The organism is Halalkalicoccus paucihalophilus (assembly GCF_001593955.1).
GTDB classification, from domain to species: Archaea; Halobacteriota; Halobacteria; order Halobacteriales; family Halalkalicoccaceae; genus Halalkalicoccus; species Halalkalicoccus paucihalophilus.
Map to the genome: position 1 here is coordinate 111,685 of NZ_LTAZ01000003.1, position 18,423 is coordinate 130,107.

The following is an 18,423-nucleotide window of genomic DNA, read 5'->3' on the forward strand; positions in this document are numbered from 1 at the left end:
GACGGCGAGTGCCCGGTATGGACCCACGGATCACGCGGATCCAGACGACCGAGTTCTCCTACCCGATCGAGGACGTCGGCACCGATACCCACGGCTTCAACCTCACCTACGAACCCGGCGCGGTCACGGAGCGAAAGCTGTTCGCCATCCAGATCGAGACCACCGAGGGGATCACCGGCGAGTACGTCGGCGGCAACTCGCCGGCGTTCGCCCAGATCAACACGGTAGCGGAGTACCTGATCGGGAAGAATCCCCTCCACCGGGAGCGCCACTGGAGCGAACTCAAGCGCGCGCTCAGGAAGTACGACCGCATGGGAATCGGCCCGCTCGACATCGCGCTGTGGGACTTCGCAGGAAAATACCACGACGCCCCGATCCACGAGTTATTGGGGACCTACCGCGAGCGTCTGCCCACGTATGCCTCGACCTATCACGCAGACGACAGCGGCGGGCTCAACTCCCCCGCGGCGTACGCGGATTTCGCCGAGGAGTGTCGCGAGCGGGGCTTTCCGGCGTTCAAGATCCACGGCTGGGGCGGGGGCGACGACGCCCGCCAGATCGACCGGGAGATCGCCACGGTGCATGCCGTCGGCGAGCGCGTCGGTAGCGGGATGGACCTCATGCTCGATCCCGCCTGCGAGTACGAGACGTTCGCCGACGCGCTGAAGGTGGGGAAAGCGTGTGACAAACAGGAGTTCTACTGGTACGAGGATCCGTACAGGGATGGCGGCACCTCCCAGCACGCCCACCGCAAGCTGGGCGAGCACCTCGACACCCCGATCCTCCAGACCGAACACGTCCGGGGCCTCGAACCGTTCACCGACTTCATCGCGAGCGGGGCGACCGACTTCGTCCGCGCGGATCCCGAGTACGACGGCGGGATCACGGGTGCGATGAAGCGCGCGAAGATCGCCGAGGGGTTCGGGCTGGACGTGGAGTTCCACGCGCCCGGCCCCGCACAGCGCCACTGCATCGCGTCGACCCGGAACGCGAACTACTACGAACTCGCGCTGGTCCACCCCAAATGCGCCAACACCCAGCCGCCGGTCTATCTCGGCGGGTACTCGGATCAACTGGACACGATCGATTCCGAGGGCACGGTCGGCGTTCCGGACGACCCCGGACTCGGCGTCGAGTACGACTGGGAGTACATCGAGTCGCGCGCGCTGGGCGGCCGGGAGTACGAGTAGCGGCGAACCGTGTCAGTCCGTGTCCAAGGGGTTAAGTAGCGGCTGTCTGTTTCTACCGGTAACGATGGTACTACATACGATCGGCTACGGGAGGTGGCGCTGATGGCGGGGGAATCGCAAACGATGACCGACCGGCTCGGCGGCGGGTTCACGACGCTCGCGTGGGTTCTGATCCCCGTCGCGGTCGGGATCAACGTCGTCGGCGGGGCGCTGACCAACGCGCTTCGGATCCCGCTGTTTCTGGACGTGATCGGGACGCTGTTGTTGGCGATCCTCGCCGGGCCGCTCGTCGCGGCCGTCGGCGGGATCCTGACGAACGTCGTGCTCTCGGTGGTCCGCTCTCCGACGATGTTGCCGTTCGCGCTGACGCAGGCGGCCATCGCGCTGGTCGCGGGCTACCTGGCGATGCGCGGGTGGTTCATCATCCGCGAGAAGCGTGATTACCTGAAACTGGCCGGCGTGGCGATCGCGGTGTCCGCGACCTCGGTGCTCGTGAGCTGGCCGATCCTCGTCTGGCTGTTCGGCGGGATCACCGGCACCGCACCCGACGTCGTCGTCGCGGCCTTCCTCGCCTCGGGCTTCAGCACCGAACTGGCCGTGCTCGGCTCCCAACTGGTGATGGAGCCGGTCGACAAGATCGCGAGCGTCGTGATCGCGTACTTCATCGCCAAATCGGTTCCCGAGCGCTACCGGCCCTCGTTCGGCCAGCGGGCGCTCGCGCGCGATCGATGAGCGACGGCGCGACCGCCGGGGCCGGGACGACGGACGTCGACGTCGAGGCGCTGATCGAGAACGCCGACGGGACCGACTCGCTGTTCGAGTATCGCCCCGGATCGAGCGTCCTCCACCGGCTGAACCCGGTGACGAAACTGGTCGCGAGCGGGGCGCTGATCCTGATCGCCTTTCTCCTCCCCACCTTCTGGGGCCCGCTCGCGCTGACGGTCGGGCTGTTCGTACTGGTCGCGACGGCGGGGGCGGGCGTCGCACGCTCCGTAGGGACCGTCCTCGTCGCCGTCGGGGGCCCGCTCGCGCTCTCGCTCGTGCTCGTTCAGGGGCTCTTCTATCCGCAGAACGAGACGGTGCTGGTCTCGCTCGCCGTGCCCGTAATCGACCGGTTGGCGTTCTACGAGGAGGGGATCGAGTTCGCGCTGTTGATCCTCTTTCGGCTCACCGTCCTCATGATCGCGCTGCTGGGCGCGATCGTCACGACCCATCCGAAGAAACTGACGGTCGCGCTGATGGAGAAGGGCGTCTCGAACAAGATCGCGTACGTCTTCATGGCCGCACTCCAGTTCATCCCACAGATGCAGACCCGAGCGAAATCGATCCTCGACGCCCAGCAGGCCCGGGGGCTCGACACCTCGGCGAACCTCACGAGCCGCGTGAAATCGTACGTCGCGCTGATGGCGCCGCTGCTGATCGGAACGCTGATCGCGACCGAGACACGCGCGCTCGCGCTCGAATCGCGTGGCTTCACCCGGAAAGGCGAGCGGACCTACCTGCTCGACGTCGCTGATACGGGGCTCGACAGGGCGATTCGCTGGCTCGCGGGACTGGCCCTGATCGCCGTGATTGTCTGGAGGCTGGTACTGTGACACACATCACATTCGAGGACGTCACCTGGGGGTACCGGACCGGAGAGGGGCGGGCAGTCTCGAACCTCGACTTGGAGATCGAGTCGGGCAGTTTCGTCGGGATCACCGGCCCGAGCGACGCCGGCAAGTCGACGTTCTGCCGGCTGATCCCGGGCTACGTTCCCCACTACTTCGACGGCGAACTGGAGGGGAGCGTCCGCGTGGGCGACCGGGCGGTGCGCGAGGCCTCGATCGGCGAACTCGCAGAACGGGTGGGCATGCTCTTCGAGAACCCGTTCGACCAACTGACCGGCGCGAGCACCACGGTAATCGAGGAGGTCGCCTTCGGCCTCGAGAACCTCGGGTTGGCTCGCGAGGAGATCGTCGAGCGCTCGGTCGGGAGCCTCCGGCAGGTGGGCATCGAGGAGCTGATCGACCGCAACCCCCAACGACTCTCCGGGGGCCAGTCCCAGCGGGTCGCGCTGGCCTCGGTGCTCGCGATGGCCCCGGACGTGCTCGTACTCGACGAGCCGACCTCCCAGCTCGACCCCCACGGCGCCGAGGCGGTCTTCGAGATCGTCGCCGGGATGAAGGAACAGGGATACACGGTGATCGTCGTCAGCCAGCGTCTCGACCGGCTCGCGCCCCACCTCGACCGCCTGCTCGTGATGGAGGACGGCGAGATAGCGCACGACGGCGCCCCCGAGGAGGTCTTTACGACGCCGGGGATCGACGCGGTCGTCGACGTGCCTCAGTCGGTGCGGATCGGGCGGCGGCTCCGCGAGGTGGGACACGAAACCGACGGGGCTCCACTGACCGTTCCGGCGGCCATCGAGGAACTGCGCCCGCACGTCTCGGACACGAGCGCCGGACGGGCCGACGGGGGCGTGACAGTCCCCTCCTCGCCGGAGGGGAGGGAAGCGGACGGCGACCCGCGCGTCGCCTTCGAGGAGGTCGCCCACGTCTACGAGGGCGGTGTCGAGGCCCTGTCCGGGGTTTCCCTCGACATGGCGTCGGGCTGTGTCTGTCTCGTCGGCCAGAACGGCGCTGGCAAGACGACCTTCGTCAAGCACATGAACGGCCTGCTCGAACCCTCTCGAGGGGTCGTCCGGGTCGACGGGATAGAGACGACGGACGCCCGCGTCGCCCAACTGGCCCGGCACGTCGGCCTCTCGTTTCAGAACCCCGACGACCAGCTGTTTCACGACAGCGTCGAGGCCGAAGTGCGCTACGGACCGAAGAACCTGAAGTTCGACGAGGAGCGGGCGGACGAAACCGTCGAGCGCGCCATCGAGCGCCTCGATCTGACGGACGCCCGCGATCGAAACCCCTACGACCTCGGGATGCCGCGGCGAAAGCGCGTTGCCGTCGCCTCGGTGCTCGCGATGGACACCGAGACGGTCGTCCTCGACGAACCCACCGGCGGGCAGGACGCCCCCGGGACCGCGCTGTTGGGCGACGCCATCGAGGAACTGGTCGCGGAGGGCAAACTCGTCGTCGTCATCACCCACGACGTGGGCTTCGCGCGCAGACACGCCGACCGCGTGATCGCGCTCGGGCAGGGCGAGGTCCTCCTGGACGGGAACCCGCGGGAGGTCTTCGGCAACCCAGAGACCCTCGCCGAAACCGACGTCGACCCGCCGGTCGTGACCCGAATCGGCCACGAGCTCGGCCTTCCGACCGTGCTCTCGATCGACGAACTGTTCGAGTACGTCGAGTAACGGCCCTACAGGGCGGACCCGATCGCCCCGCCGAGCGCGTCGCGGAAGGCCGACACGTCGATGTCGGTCGCGACCCGGCCGTTTTCGGGCTCCTCGGTGACGCCGTACTCGTCACTGAGGAGCGCCCCGCGGCAGGGCCCCTCGCGCGTGTCGATCTCGAGGGCGCGTTCTTCGACCGTCAGCACCCCGTCGGTGAGATGGGCGATCACCGCCGCGTCGTGGACCGGCGAGTGGTTGATCCCGTAGCGCCGGCGGACGTGATCGGGGTAGTACTCCAGCCACTCCTCGACGACCGCACCGCGCGAACCCGAGAGATCGAGGGTGGCGGGGTCGAGCGTCGCCCGAACCGTGATACCGAGGCCGACGAACGTCGGGTCGAGGGATTGGAGAACTCGGCTCGCGGCGTCGGGGTCGGCGTGGAGGTTCGCCTCCGCCGCGGGCGTGCGGTTACCGGGCGCGTAGACCGCCCCGCCCATGACGAGGACTTCGTCGAGGTAGTCGGGCAGGTCCGGTTCGATCCCGAGCGCCAGCGCGAGGTTCGTCAGCGGGCCGATCGCGGCGATCGTGAGGTTTCCGTCCTCGCGTGCCTTTTGGACGATGAACTCGGCTCCGGAGACGTCGACCGGCTCCCCTGACGGAGCAGACAGGTCGCCCTTCAGCCCGCTTTCGCCGTGGATGAACTCGGCGGTGTCCTGCTGTTTGACCAGTGGGCGCTCGGCCCCACGGGCGACCGGGGGATCGCGGTCGAGGAACTCGAGCAGCGCGAGCGTGTTCCGGGTGGTGTTCGCGATAGTAGAATTCCCGGCAACGGTCGTCAGCCCGACGATGTCGAGGCCGCTTTCGAGCGCGAGCAACAGCGCGAGCGCGTCGTCGCAGCCGGGATCCGTATCGATGAGAAGCGACATGGACCCGCCTACGGGGTCCGGAGGGTAAAGGTTCGGTCGAGTTCGAGGGGTTAGAGCCCAGCGACGTCCTCGATGGCGTCGGTCAGTTCCTTGATGCTCTCGACGTCGTGTTCGCCCATGTGGCCGATGCGGAACGTCTTCTCGCCGAGCTGCGAGCCGTAGCCGTTCGAGAAGACCATGTCGTACTCCTCGCTGACGGCGTCGATCGTCCCGGCGACGTCGACCCCCTGGGTGTTCTCGATACAGCTCACCGTCTGGGACTCGTAGCCTTCCTCGGGGAACATCCCGAAGTGCTCGCGCGCCCACTCGCGAGTGTACTCGGCCATCTCGCGGTGGCGTTTATCCCTACTTTCGTGGCCCTCCTCGAGCATGTGCTTCATCTGTTTCCGGTAGGCGAGCATGACCGGAATCGCGGGCGTCGAGTGGGTCTGGCCCTTGCGGTCGTAGTAGTCGATGGTGCGCTGGAACCCGCCGTACCAGGATGCAGAATCCTTCTCGAGTTCGCGCTCGTAGGCACCCTCGCTGACGGTGCAGACCGCCAGCCCCGGCGGCATGGCGAACGCCTTCTGCGAGGACGCAAAGAGCACGTCGATCCCGTGTTCGTCGATGTCGACGTAGTCCCCGCCCAGCGCGGAAACCGCGTCGACGACGAAGTAGGTGTCGGGGTACTCCGAAACGACGTCACCGATCTCCTCGACGGGGTTTCGTACCCCGGTCGAGGACTCGTTCATCACGCAGGCGACGACATCGTACTCTTTGTCGCTTTCCTCGATCGCCTCGCGGACGTCTTCGGGTTTGACCGCCTGCCCCCACTCGTACTCGAGTCGGTCGACGCTCTTTCCGAGGCGCTCGGCGACGTTGGCGTGGCGCTCGCTGAAGCTCCCGCAGGTCGCGACGAGGATCTCCTCGTCGACGAGGTTGAGCGTCGAGGCCTCCCAGAACTCCGTGCCCGAGGCGGTGAGGATGACGACGTCGTTGGCGGTGCCGAGGAACTCCTTGGTGTCCTCGACGATGGTCGTGTAGAGGTCGGTCATCCGCTCGCTCCGGTGGCCGAACATGGGTTGGGCCATCGCCTCGATGACGTCCTCGCGGACCTCCGTCGGTCCCGGAATGTACAGCGTCTTGTCCGTGTAGTCGTCCGTGTACTCGCGTTTATCGGTCACGTGAATCACCCGGTTGAGTCGATCCGTCCCGCGCGCTCAGCGGGCGCCCTCGAAACCGAGGGGATCATCGACCCGTCCGTACCTCGCGGTTCACGCGCGAAGGGATAAGCCCCATGGGTCGACATCGGCGCAAATCCCGCATCTGAGGGGTCATGATACCGACGCCCACGCAAGCAGCACCGCTTACCAACGGACCGTCCTACCGACAGGTGATGTTCTACCACGATAACGAACTCCAGTACCCGGTCGAAGTAGAGGAGCCCGACCCGGCGTTCGCGCGGATGCTCCAGCAGGCGATCGGGGGCGTCGAGGGCGAGATCCGTGTGTTCATGCAGTACCTCTTCCAGGGGATGAACCAGCCGCCGGAGAACGAGAAGATGCGCATGCTGCTCTACGAGACGGCGATGGAGGAGCTGGGCCACGTCGAGATGCTCGCGACGGCGGTCGCGAAGAACCTCGAAGGAGCCCCCGTTGGGATGCGCGAGGAGTTCGCCCAGGACGGCGCGGTCAACGCCGCGATGCAGGGCTACCTACCCCGGCAGTTCCTTTCCGCAGGCTTCGGCGCGATGCCCGAGGACAGCCAGGGCAATCCCTTCAGCACGGATCACGTCTACGCGAGCGGCAACCCCGCGGGCGACCTCTACGCGAACGTGACCGCCGAGGCGACGGGGAGGACGCTGGCGACGCGTCTGTACGAGATGACCGACGATCCGGGCATGAAGGACATGCTATCGTACCTCATTGCCCGCGACACCATGCACCAGAACCAGTGGCTCGCGGCGCTGCAGGACCTCGGGGACCCCGAGGACGCCTTCGACCACCTGCCCGTGCCTGACAGCTTCCCGCAGGAGGAGGAAAACCGGGAGTTCAACTACGAGTTCTTCTCGACGACTCGGGAGCCGACCGACGACCCCGAAATGCCGTGGACGACGGGCGAGTCGGTCGACGGCAAGGGCGAGTTCTCGTTCGCCCGCCAGCCCGGCGGCGGGAAACCTGACCTGCCCTCGCCGGACCCGCGGGCGTACAACGAGCCGACCGAGTAACCGACACCCCGAAGCCGACCGCAAACGACCTGGAACCCACACGAGAAGGAGGCGTTTTTGATCGGCGGGCCGAAAGCGGGGCCAATGAGCGAACGCGAGCAGAACCCCTATCTCCGGGAGCCGCCGGAGGACCTCACTCCCGTCGACGAGTTAGACGAAGAGGGAGCCGAGCGCGAGGCCGAGCTGTTGCGCGAGGCGATCCGCCACCACGACCGCCGGTACTACGTCGAGAACGAGCCCGAAATCGCGGATCGGACCTACGACACCCTCTTTCAGCGCCTCGTCGACATCGAGGAGAGCTTCGGCCTCCAGACCCCCGACAGCCCCACCCGACGGGTGGGCGGCGAACCCCTCGACAAACTCGAGACGATTGAGCACGTCGCGCCGATGCTCTCGATCCAGCAGAGCGGCGAGGCGGCGGACGTCCGGGAGTTCGCCGAACGCATGGACCGCGAAGTAGGCGAGGTCGAGTACACCTGCGAGCCGAAGTTCGACGGGGTCTCGATCGAGGTCGTTTACACAGAGGGCGTCTTCGAGCGCGCGGTGACCCGCGGAAACGGGAGAGAAGGCGACGACGTGAGCGAAAACGTCCGAACGATCCGCTCGATCCCCCAGCGTCTCCGGGGGGAGTATCCCGGCTTTCTGGCCGTTCGCGGCGAGATCTTCATGCCGCGGGACGCCTTTCAGGAGTACAACCGCGAGCGGGTCGAACGCGGCGACGATCCCTTCGCGAACCCGCGAAACGCCACCGCGGGAACGATCCGCCAACTCGACCCCTCCGTTACCGCCGAACGCCCGCTCGACTGCTTCTTCTATGACGTTCTGGACGCCAGCCGGGAGTTCGACACCCAGTGGGAGGAAATCACGACCCTGCCGGAGTACGGCCTGCAGACCAACGACCGCGCCGAACTCGTCTCGGATATCGAGGACGCCATCGCCTACCGCGACCGACTGATGGACGAACGCGAGGAGTTGAACTACGAGATCGACGGCGTCGTGATCAAGGTCGACGACAGGGCCGCCTGCGAGGAGTTGGGCGCGACCGCTCGCCATTATCGCTGGGCCTTCGCCTACAAGTTCCCCGCGCGGGCCGGCGAGACGGCGATTCAGGACGTCGCCCTGCAGGTCGGCCGGACGGGACGATTAACCCCGGTTGCGCTGCTCGATCCGGTCGACGTCGGCGGCGTCACCGTCTCGCGGGCGAGCCTGCACAACCCCGCGGAGATCAGGGAGAAAAACGTCAACGTCGGCGACGTGGTGCGCGTCGAGCGCGCGGGCGACGTGATCCCCTACGTCGACGAGGTGGTCGAAAAGCGTTCCGAAGGGTTCTTCGAATTTCCCGAGACCTGCCCGGTCTGTGACAGCGCGATCGAGCGCGACGGCCCGATCGCCTTCTGTACCGGCGGGCTCGCGTGTCCCGCCCAACTTCGCCGGTCGGTCCAGTACTACGCGAGCGACTCCGGCCTCGATATCGAGGGGCTGGGCGGCGAACGCGTCGACCAGCTGTTGGAGGCCGGGCTCGTCACCGAAAGCGTCGCCGACCTCTACCGACTCGACCGGGAGGACCTCGTCGAACTGGACGGGTGGGGCGAAAAGAGCGCCGAGAACCTGCTGGCCGAACTCGAAGGGTCGAAATCGCCGCCGCTCTTTGCCTTCCTCGCCGCCATCGGCATCCCCCACGTGGGCCGGGCGACCGCCCGCGAACTCGCGAGCTCCTTCGGCGATCTCGACGGTCTGATGGAGGCCAGCGAGGACGAACTGCAGGAGGTCGACGAGATCGGGGAGGTCGTCGCCCGCGAGATCCGCGACTTTTTCGACAGCGAGGGGAACCGGCGGGTGATCGAGGAACTTCGCGAGGCGGGCGTCTCTCCCGAGTCGGTCGAGCGCGAGACGGGAGACGCCCTTTCAGGGCTGACGTTCGTCTTCACCGGCTCGCTCCCCGACCGGACCCGAAGCGAGGCACAGGAGGAAATCGAGCGGGCGGGCGGCTCGGTCACGGGCAGCGTCTCGGGCAACACCGACTACCTCGTCGTCGGCGAGGACCCCGGAACCAGCAAGCGCGAGGACGCCGCGGAGAACGACGTGCCCGAACTCTCGCCCGAGGAGTTCGAGGAGCTGGTGGGGACGGGTGAAGAGATGGATCGACAGGATCACGAGGAATCACCGAACCAGCGGACGCTCGATGACGCGTTCCGATAGCTACAGATCGGCGTCCCGGAAGGCGAGATAGCCCACTACAGGTGGAAGGACCAGCCACGCGAGGAAGACGACTGCGACGACCGGGTCCGAGAAATAGGCGGGGAGGGGATCGAGCGCCTGGCCGTACACCTGTCCGGCGAGCCCGCCGCCGAACAGCGAGAGGCGCGCGCCCAGCGCGTCCTGCGTCCAGAGGATCGCGGCAAGCGACTGGTAGGCGTCGACCGGGTTGAGCAGTCGGGTCGCGAGTTGGACCCGCACGAGCGTCTCGAAGGCCGTATCGGTGTATTCGTTGAGCAGGCTGACCAGCCCCTCGGCGAAGCTCCCCCAGAACAGCGAGAAGATCACGTAGACGCCGACGTTCCCGAGCATGGCCTGTCGGCGGGTTCGGGCCGCCGCGGAGATCCCGACCGCGAGACAGACGAACACCACGCCCAGAAGCGCCGACAGCAGCGCGAAGGCGACGTAGTTGCCGACTTCGAGCGAGACGGGCGTGATCAGGAAGACGATCGCGGCGGCCAGAAAGCCCAGCAGGATCGGCAGGACGATCACGGCGCTTCGTCCGACGATCTTCCCGAGCACGACGTCGCGGCGCGAGTGGGGCAGCGCGAGCAGGAGCTTCAGCGTGCCCGAATCGCGCTCGCCGGCGACCGAGGCATAGGCGAGCACGATCGCGACGATCGGGATGAGGAAGGCGACGAACGACGCCAGCAGGCTGATGAAGGCGTCCGAGGAGATCTGCTGGCCGGTCTGCTGGACGACGGCCCCGCCGACACCGTCGGCGACGAGGTAGGCGGGCACGACGAACAGCACGAGGAAGACCGCCGAGGCGACCCACAGCCCCCGCGAGCGGATCGAATCGGCGAAGTCCTTGCGGGCGACGACCTGCCAGCTCATGCGGCACCCTCCGTGTAGGCCCGAAAGAGGTCTTCGAGCGAAGCTTCCTCGGTCTCGAAGTCCCGAACCTCCGCGCCTTCCTCCTCGAGTGTACTCAACACGGCGGTCTTCGAGCCATCCTCGACCCCCACTCGGAGGACCGAGCCGTCCTGCTCGACGCCCGAGACGCCCTCGAGGGCACGCACCCGGTCGAGCGCCCGCGAGGGGAGTTCGCCGACCGTGATCCTAAGCGTCGCGTCGGTCCCCGCGGCCTTGCGAAGTCCCGAGACGCTGTCCTCGGCGACGAGCCGGCCCTCCCGCAGGATTCCCACCCGATCGCAGACCGCCTCGACCTGCCCGAGGATGTGGCTCGAAAAGAAGACGGTCGCCCCGCGCTCGACCTCCTCTCGCACTATCTCGCGCATCTCGAGGGCGCCGTTCGGGTCGAGCCCGGTCGACGGTTCGTCCAGAATCAGGAGGTCGGGCGAACCCGCAAGCGCCATCGCGAGTGCGAGTCGTTGAGTCATCCCCTTCGAGTAGTCGCCGGCCTTGCGGTCGGCGGCGTCGGCGATACCGACCCGCTCGAGGAGGGCGTCGGCGTCGTCGCTCGCCTCCTTGGAATCGATGGCGAGTTCGACGTGTTTCCGGCCCGTGAGACGGTCGTAGACGTCGAATCCTTCGGGGAGGACGCCGATCCGTTCGCGGACCCTGAGGCTGTCGGCGTGGGCGTCGTAACCGAGGACTTCGATAGTCCCCTCGGAGGGGTGGACGAAATCCAGCAGCATGTTGATCGTCGTCGACTTGCCCGCGCCATTGGGCCCGAGAAAGCCGAAGACCTCGCCCTCCTTCACACCGAGGTCGAGGTCCTCGACCGCGACGACGTCGTCGTAGCGCTTGCTCACGCCGTGCAGTTCGATCGCGGCCATTGCCCGCGCTAGACCCAGCCCCGATATAGGTCTTTAGGTCGATCAGATCGACTCGTCGGGGTCGTGGCGTCCGGCCATCCGTTCTGCCTCGCCCTCGTAGCGCTCGGCGTTCTCCTCGTCGATCGGGTCGAGCTTCTCGGGATCGACCTCCATCGCGGCGGTCGCGTCGACGCCGCTCGCGGCCGCACGCTCGGTGACGAACTGTCCCGAGCCGTCGGTCGGGGCATACACCAGCCGGATCAACCCCTTGTCGTCGTACGTGCGCTCGACCAACCAACACTGGACGGTCTCGGTCATACCCCACGCTTCGGGTCGGCCGGGTTTGTATGCGGCGCTTACCCCTGGACCGGGAACGCGATCTCGACGGTCGCCTTGTATTCGGTGATCTGGCCGTCCTCGACGCTCGCGGTCCAGTCTTCGATTTCGATCCCCCTGATCCCCTCGACCGACTGGTTCGCCCGCTCGATGGCTTCCTCGGCGGCCGCTTCCCACGATTCCTCGGAGGTACCCAGCACTTTGATGATCTTGACGGCGGTCATAGGAAGTCGGTACAACCGGCCGCGATATATAGTTAACCAGTTGATATTTATTAGACGGGTTTCCGGTCGGACGGAGGGGAAAAGCGGGCGGCAGGTTCAAACGATTCGCGCGACTAGAACGGACGAATGGACGGGGCGGAACTCGGAGACCATGCAGCGACGCTGCCGCGCGAACCGGGGGTCTATCAGTTCCTCGCGGAGGGGACGACGCTGTACGTCGGCAAGGCGGTCGATCTCAGGGATCGAGTCCGATCCTATGCGGACCCCAGGAGCGCGCGGATCCACCGGATGGTGCAGGCTGCAGAGACGATCGATTTCGCCGTCACGGACACCGAGACGCAGGCCCTCCTGTTGGAAGCGAACCTGATCAAGCGCCACCAGCCCCGGTACAACGTCCGGCTGAAGGACGACAAGTCATACCCGCTGGTCCAGCTCACGGACCACGAGTTCCCCCGCATCGAGATCACGCGCGATCCCGATCCGGCGGCCACCGCCTTCGGACCCTTCACGAACAAGGGGGTCGTCGAAGTCGTGGTGAAAGCCCTCCGGGAGGTCTACGGCGTGCGGGGCTGTTCGGACCACAAGTTTTCGGGGAGAGCGCGACCCTGTCTCGATCACGACATCGGACTCTGTACCGCGCCCTGTACCGGCGAGATCGGACGCGAGGCGTATATCGGAGACGTCGAATCGGTGAACCGCTTTTTCGCGGGCGAGACGGGTGTGCTCGGCGACCCCCTCCGACGACGGATGGAACAGGCCGCTCAGGAGCAGTCCTTCGAGCGGGCGGCGAGCCTGCGTGATCGACTCGACGCGGTCGAGAGCTTCCACGAGGGACGGGGCGAGGCCATTAGCGACGCGAGCGACGCCCGCGCAGTCGACGTGCTCGGGGTGGCGACCGAGGGCGAGCGCGCGATCGTCTCGCGCCTGCAGAGCGAGAACGGTCAGCTGGTCGACCGCGAGCGCCACCACCTCACGATCCCCGACGCCGAGGAGGGTACGGACGGCCACGCGGGCGTCCTCGCGGCCTTTATCGCCCAGTACTACGCCGAACGCGACCTTCCCGACGCCGTTCTGGTCCCCGAAGACCCCGCCGACCCCGAACTGCGCGAGTGGCTCGAACGCGAGGGCGTCGACCTCCGGGTGCCCGGTGCGGGCCGGGAGGCCACTCTCGTCGATCTCGCGATCAAGAACGCCCGGCGGAGCGACTACAGCGACGACCCCGTGAGCGCGCTCGGGGAGGCCCTGTCGATGGATCGTCCGGAACGCATCGAGGGGTTCGACGTGAGCCACGCTCAGGGGAGATCCGTCGTGGGAAGCGACGTGCTGTTCGTCGGCGGCGAGAGCGACACGTCGGGATATCGCCGGAAGAAACTCGAGGAGCGAAACGACGACTACGCCAACATGCGCGCGCTGGTGCGCTGGCGCGCGCTTCGGGCCGTCGAGGGACGGGACGACCGCCCCGACCCCGACCTCCTGCTCATCGACGGCGGGGAGGGCCAGCTCGACGCCGCCCGCGAGGCGATGCGCGAGGTCGGCTGGGAGATACCGACGATCGCGCTCGCCAAAGCCGAGGAGCTGGTGATCACGCCCGACGGGCCGCTGGATTGGCCCTCCGATGCCGCGCATCTCCACCTCCTCCAGCGGGTGCGCGACGAGGCCCACCGCTTCGCGGTCCAGTACCACCAGACGCTCCGGGACGACGTTTCGACCGTGCTCGACGACGTGCCCGGAATCGGCCCGAAGACGAGGACGAGCCTCCTGCGACGGTTCGGTAGCGTCGAGGGGATCAGGAAGGCCTCGACGGGCGACCTCGAAAGCGTCGAGGGCGTCGGGAAAAAGACCGCGAGGACGATATCAGAACGGCTCTGAGGCGTGATGAGATCTCCGAACGGCTCTGAGGCGGAGGACGGTCGCTGCGGCTCTACCTGTCTGCGGCCTCGACCATCTCGTAACCGACGGTCCCCTCACGCAGCGCCTCGGTATGGGCCGCCAGTCGGTCCTCGGTCGCCAGCAGGAGCACGTCGAGTCCCTTCGTCGCCGCCTCCCTGATCGCGTCGGGCGTCCCGAATCGGATCTCGGGGTCGAGGCCGGCCGCTCGCGCGGCCGCGACCGCCTCGGTTCCCGCGGTCGCCACCAGATCGTGGGCGGCGGCGTACTCTCTGAGGGGTTCCGAATCTGCGACCGAACTGCCGCCCTCGTGGACCCGGGGCAGCGAGACGATCGTGACCCGACCGAGTTCGTAGTCGAGCACGCCCTCGACGTCGGTGATCCCGACGTCCTGTCCCTCGTCGGCGCCCGTGATCGCGACGGCGGTCGCCGCGCCGGCCTCGCCGGGGGTCGCCCGGAGTACCCCGTCGGCCATCGAGAGGCTCACCGTCCGGCCGTCCTCGATCGCGTCGGTCGCGAGCGCCGTCTCGATCTCGACCTGGCCGATGACGTCCTCGGCGACGTGGGCCGTGAACGTCCGGAGCTCGTCCGTCCGGCCGATCAGCCAGTCGACGCCCTCCTTGCTCACCTCGTAACGCCCCCGACCGCCCTTCTCAACGAACCCCTCTTCGACGAGTCCCCGAAGGTAGTCGCTGACCGCCTGGGCGGTGATCCCGATGGCGTCGGCGATCTCCTGCTGGCTCACGGCGGGCTGGCGTTCGGCGATCTCCACGAGGATCTGATACCGCGTGGCGTCGCGCTTGCTCCGCAGGACGCTCGACCCCGCTCTTTCGGTGTCCGCCATTGGGGCCACTCGGGAGCCACAGGACAAGTAATTTTGTGCTTCGAGCGGGTGAAGACGGATTTCGCTCCAATACACTTGTGTTTCGGTCGGGGCGAACGGCCGGGAAACGCCCTCGGCGGTACCTACCACTCCAGCGAGCCGCCCGACTGGTACTCCGCGACGTTGGTCTCGAAGAAGTTCTTCTCCTTGTTCAGGTCGACCTGTTCTGCCATCCACGGGAACGGGTTGTCGGTGTCGTAGACCGGCTCCATCTCCAGCTGGTCGAGGCGTCTGTCGGCGACGTACTCGACGTACTCGGCGAACTGCGCCGGCCCCATCCCGAGGAGCTCCTCGGGGCAGGCTTCGCGGGCGTAGCGTCGTTCGAGCTCGACGGCCTCACGGATCAGTCCCTCGATCTCGCGTTCGAATTCGGCAGTCCACACCCTTGGATTCTCCTCGCGGATCGTCTCGATCAGGTCGACCCCGAAGTTCAGGTGCAGCGACTCGTCGCGCATGATGTACTCGAACTGCTCGCCGACGCCGACCATCTTTCCGTTCCTCTTCAGCCCCAGCATCATCGCGAAGCCCGCGTAGAAGAAGACCCCCTCCATGATGACGTAAAAGCCGACGAGGTCCCGGAGGAACTCCCGGACGTCTTCCTCGCTACGGATCTCGAAGTCCGGGTCGTCGATCACCTGCGTGAGGTCGACGACGAACTCGTCCTTGGCCTCGATGGCGGGGATGCGGTCGTACATCCCGTAGAGGTACTCAGGATCGAACCCAAGGGAATCACAGCAGTAGATGAACGTGTCGGTGTGGATCGCCTCCTCGTAGGCCTGTCTGAGGAGGTACTGGCGACACTCGGGGGCGGTGACGTAGTCATACACTGCAAGAACGATGTTGTTGGCTGTCAGCGACTCCGCAGTGGAGAAGAACCCGAGGTTCCACTCGACGAGCTGTCGTTCTTCGTCACTGAGCGCGTCGTTCTCCCACTGGTGAACGTCGTCGGCCATCGGCACCTCCTCGGGCGTCCAGTTGTTGGCGACGCCGGCCTTGTAGTACTCGCGGGCCCAGTCGTAATCGATGGGCAGGATCTTGTTGGGGTCGTGGTGGCCCTGGTCGTTGATGATCGGCATTACTGGCAGGCCTCGCAGGTGGGGTCCTCAACGCTCGGCAGGCTACTCTCCTCGTTTCCACCGTCCTCGTCGTCCGAATCGCGGAACTGGGTGTCGTCGTACTCGCGCATGTCGAGAGTGGTCTTCTCGACCTGGCTCGCGCCCAGCGTCCGGAGGTAGTAGGTCGTCTTCAGGCCGAGCTTCCAGGCGGTCTCGTAGACGCCCGCGAGCAGCGAGCCGTCCGTCGACGGGAAGAAGACGTTGTGCGACTGGCTCTGGTCGATCCAGGTCGCACGCTCCGCCGAGAGGCGAAGCTGGTGACGCGGGTCGATCTCGAAGGCGCCCCGGTAGAGCTCCTTCAGCTCGTCGGGGATCGCGTCGATCTCCTGGATCGAGCCGTCGTGGTACTTGATCCGGTCGCGGATCTCGCCGGTCCACAGCCCCCGCTCGCGCAGATCGGCGACGAGGTGGTCGTTGATCACGGTGAAGTCGCCGGACATGTTCGATTTTACATATAAATTCGAATAGACCGGCTCGATCGAAGGGGTTGTCCCCGCGATCGTCGAGATGGTCGCCGTCGGCGCGACCGCTATCGTGTTGGAGTTTCGCATTCCGTGCGTGTCGACGTGCTCGCGCACCCGCCCCCAGTCGAGGCGCTCCTCGACGTCGATCGGGATCTCCCGTCCCCGTTCCTCCTCGAGGAGTGAAACGGTGTCCTGCGGGAGGAGGTCGCGGTCCCACTTCGACCCCTCGTAGCTGTCGTAAGCGCCGCGCTCGGCGGCCAGCTTCGAGGAACTGAAGATCGCGTGATACGAGACAAATTCTTGAGTGCGGTCGGCGAACGCGACTGCTTTCTCGGAGTTCATCGGGATCCCCTGCTCAAGCAGGGCGTCGTGAAAGCCCATGATACCGAGGCCAACTGGCCGGTGGCGCATGTTCGAGCGCTCTGCCTTCTCCGTGGGGTAGAAGTTCAGGTCGACGACGTTATCGAGCATCCGCATCGCGGTGTGGACAGTGTCCTCTAACTGCTCGCGGTCGAGGCCGTCCTCGCTTGCGTGGCGCGAGAGGTTCACCGAGCCGAGGTTACAGACGGCGGTCTCCTCCTCGCTCGTGTTCAGCGTGATCTCCGTACAGAGGTTCGAGGAGTTGACGACACCCGCGTGATCCTGGGGCGAGCGGACGTTACAGGGGTCCTTGAACGTGATCCACGGGTGGCCGGTCTCGAACAGCCGAGTGAGGGTCGTGCGCCACAGCTCGGCGGCCTCGCACCGCTCGTACTGGTCGAGTGCGCCATTTTCGGCCTGTCGTTCGTATTCCTCATAGCGCTCCTCGAACTCGGCTCCGTAGGAGCCGTGCAGATCCGGCACCTCCTCGGGCGAGAACAGCGTCCACTTTTCGTCGTTCTGAACGCGCTTCATGAACAGGTCGGGCACCCACGCCGCCGTGTTCATGTCGTGGGTTCGCCGGCGCTCGTCGCCGGTGTTTCGCCGCAGGTCGAGAAATGCCGGGAAATCCATATGCCACGCCTCCAAGTACGCACAGGCCGCCCCGCGCCGTTTCCCGCTCCTGTTTATCGCGCCGGTCACGTCGTTCGCGATCTTCAGGAACGGGACCGTCCCCGTCGACTCGACGCCCGTCGAGGAGATCCGCGCGCCGCTGGCGCGAAGGGGGGTCCAGTCGTTGCCGAGCCCGCCCGACCACTTCGAGAGCTTCGCGTGTTCCTTGTACGCGTCGAAGATGCCCTCGAGGTCGTCGGGGACGGTGGTCAGATAGCACGAAGAGAGCTGCGGGTGGGTCGTCCCGGCGTGAAACAGCGTCGGCGTCGAGTGGACGAACCGCAGCGTCGAGAGCAGCTCGTAGAACTCCCTCGCGTACTCCTCGCGCTCGTCGGGGGCCTCCCGGAGCGCGATTCCCATCGCGACCCGCATCCAGAACGTCTGGGGCAGTTCGATGGGCTCGTCGCCGTCACGGAGGAAGTACCGTTGAGAGAGCGTCTCCATCACCATATAATCGAGTCGGTCGTCGCGTCCGATCTCCAGGGCCTCGGCGAGGCTCGAGAGGTCGTACTCGGCCATGCGCTCGTCGAGCAGGTCGGCCTCGACCCCGCGCTCGATCGACGCGACGAACGACTTCCGGTAGGCCTTCTCACGGTCCCCGTCTTCAATCTCGCCGACGCGCTCCTCGAAGTACCGCTCCCGGAAGACCCGTGCGGCAACCGTCTTATACTCGGGTTCGCGGTCGATTCGGGCGGTGAGTGCCCCGATAACGGCCTCGTAGACCTCCTCGCGGCTCGCGCCCGCATAGCAATCGCGCTCGGCCGCGCGGGCGATCTCCGAGCGCGCCTCGTCGTCCACCCGGTCGCTCCACGCCCGTTCCAATATCGTTTCGATCGTGTCGGTTCGCTTCGTAGCCTGGCTCATGATAACTCGACCCGACAGCGTCGCCACTACCGGCACAGCGCCACT

At 66.5% G+C, this 18,423-nt stretch carries 16 protein-coding genes; 7 read left to right on the forward strand and 9 right to left on the reverse strand.

Annotated elements, in window-relative coordinates:
- Positions 1 to 17 precede the first annotated feature (17 nt).
- The 4 genes from HAPAU_RS04135 to HAPAU_RS04150 all read left to right on the forward strand — a co-directional run bounded on the left by HAPAU_RS04135 (position 18) and on the right by HAPAU_RS04150 (position 4,485).
- Entirely contained in the window at positions 18 to 1,190 is a 1,173-nt protein-coding gene (locus HAPAU_RS04135) for an enolase C-terminal domain-like protein (protein WP_066379972.1), read from the forward strand.
- 102 nt (positions 1,191 to 1,292) lie between these two features.
- Entirely contained in the window at positions 1,293 to 1,922 is a 630-nt protein-coding gene (locus tag HAPAU_RS04140; protein WP_066380316.1) for a hypothetical protein, read from the forward strand.
- On the forward strand, positions 1,919 to 2,785 hold the full coding sequence (locus tag HAPAU_RS04145; protein ID WP_084383662.1) for an energy-coupling factor transporter transmembrane component T family protein: 867 nt from the start codon (positions 1,919 to 1,921) through the stop codon (positions 2,783 to 2,785). Before HAPAU_RS04140 ends, HAPAU_RS04145 begins: the two co-directional genes overlap by 4 nt.
- Positions 2,782 to 4,485: an ABC transporter ATP-binding protein gene (locus HAPAU_RS04150; RefSeq protein ID WP_066379975.1), complete on the forward strand. Its 1,704-nt coding sequence runs from the start codon at positions 2,782 to 2,784 to the stop codon at positions 4,483 to 4,485. Before HAPAU_RS04145 ends, HAPAU_RS04150 begins: the two co-directional genes overlap by 4 nt.
- A gap of 5 nt (positions 4,486 to 4,490) precedes the next feature.
- Here the strand turns inward: HAPAU_RS04150 and HAPAU_RS04155 are convergent, their stop codons facing one another.
- Positions 4,491 to 5,390, reverse strand: coding sequence for a nucleoside hydrolase (locus HAPAU_RS04155; RefSeq protein ID WP_066379978.1), 900 nt, complete (start codon positions 5,388 to 5,390; stop codon positions 4,491 to 4,493).
- A gap of 50 nt (positions 5,391 to 5,440) precedes the next feature.
- A complete protein-coding gene (locus tag HAPAU_RS04160; protein ID WP_066380318.1) occupies positions 5,441 to 6,553 on the reverse strand; it encodes a pyridoxal-phosphate-dependent aminotransferase family protein in 1,113 nt (370 codons plus the stop codon).
- Positions 6,554 to 6,765: 212 nt separating this feature from the next.
- Between HAPAU_RS04160 and HAPAU_RS04165 the strand changes: the two genes are divergently transcribed.
- Positions 6,766 to 7,596 carry a manganese catalase family protein gene (locus tag HAPAU_RS04165; protein ID WP_066379983.1) on the forward strand — a complete coding sequence of 277 codons (831 nt, stop codon included), beginning with the start codon at positions 6,766 to 6,768 and terminating at the stop codon, positions 7,594 to 7,596.
- Positions 7,597 to 7,680: 84 nt separating this feature from the next.
- Positions 7,681 to 9,795: an NAD-dependent DNA ligase LigA gene (gene ligA, locus HAPAU_RS04170; RefSeq protein ID WP_066379985.1), complete on the forward strand. Its 2,115-nt coding sequence runs from the start codon at positions 7,681 to 7,683 to the stop codon at positions 9,793 to 9,795.
- Here ligA and HAPAU_RS04175 read toward each other — a convergent pair whose 3' ends face one another.
- From HAPAU_RS04175 to HAPAU_RS04190, 4 genes are read right to left on the reverse strand one after another with little or no spacing between them, the layout of a single operon-like run.
- Positions 9,796 to 10,689, reverse strand: coding sequence for an ABC transporter permease (locus HAPAU_RS04175; RefSeq protein ID WP_066379987.1), 894 nt, complete (start codon positions 10,687 to 10,689; stop codon positions 9,796 to 9,798).
- On the reverse strand, positions 10,686 to 11,594 hold the full coding sequence (locus HAPAU_RS04180; protein WP_066379990.1) for an ABC transporter ATP-binding protein: 909 nt from the start codon (positions 11,592 to 11,594) through the stop codon (positions 10,686 to 10,688). The genes HAPAU_RS04175 and HAPAU_RS04180 overlap by 4 nt, the downstream gene beginning before the upstream one ends.
- 42 nt (positions 11,595 to 11,636) lie before the next feature.
- Positions 11,637 to 11,891, reverse strand: coding sequence for a hypothetical protein (locus HAPAU_RS04185; RefSeq protein WP_066379992.1), 255 nt, complete (start codon positions 11,889 to 11,891; stop codon positions 11,637 to 11,639).
- Positions 11,892 to 11,929: 38 nt separating this feature from the next.
- Entirely contained in the window at positions 11,930 to 12,133 is a 204-nt protein-coding gene (locus HAPAU_RS04190; RefSeq protein WP_066379993.1) for a dodecin family protein, read from the reverse strand.
- Between the two features lie 126 nt (positions 12,134 to 12,259).
- Here HAPAU_RS04190 and HAPAU_RS04195 point away from each other — a divergent pair, with 126 nt between their 5' ends.
- A complete protein-coding gene (locus HAPAU_RS04195) occupies positions 12,260 to 14,002 on the forward strand; it encodes an excinuclease ABC subunit C (protein WP_066380000.1) in 1,743 nt (580 codons plus the stop codon).
- A gap of 52 nt (positions 14,003 to 14,054) precedes the next feature.
- On the opposite strand, the gene HAPAU_RS04200 is transcribed toward HAPAU_RS04195, so the two are convergent.
- From HAPAU_RS04200 to HAPAU_RS04210, 3 genes are all read right to left on the reverse strand, one after another.
- Positions 14,055 to 14,864 (reverse strand): DUF7839 domain-containing protein, encoded by an 810-nt coding sequence (locus HAPAU_RS04200; RefSeq protein WP_066380001.1) that lies wholly within the window; start codon positions 14,862 to 14,864, stop codon positions 14,055 to 14,057.
- Positions 14,865 to 14,986: 122 nt separating this feature from the next.
- A complete protein-coding gene (locus HAPAU_RS04205; protein WP_066380002.1) occupies positions 14,987 to 15,979 on the reverse strand; it encodes a ribonucleotide-diphosphate reductase subunit beta in 993 nt (330 codons plus the stop codon).
- Positions 15,979 to 18,378 (reverse strand): ribonucleoside-diphosphate reductase subunit alpha, encoded by a 2,400-nt coding sequence (locus HAPAU_RS04210; protein WP_066380003.1) that lies wholly within the window; start codon positions 18,376 to 18,378, stop codon positions 15,979 to 15,981. The genes HAPAU_RS04205 and HAPAU_RS04210 overlap by 1 nt, the downstream gene beginning before the upstream one ends.
- Positions 18,379 to 18,423 lie beyond the last annotated feature (45 nt).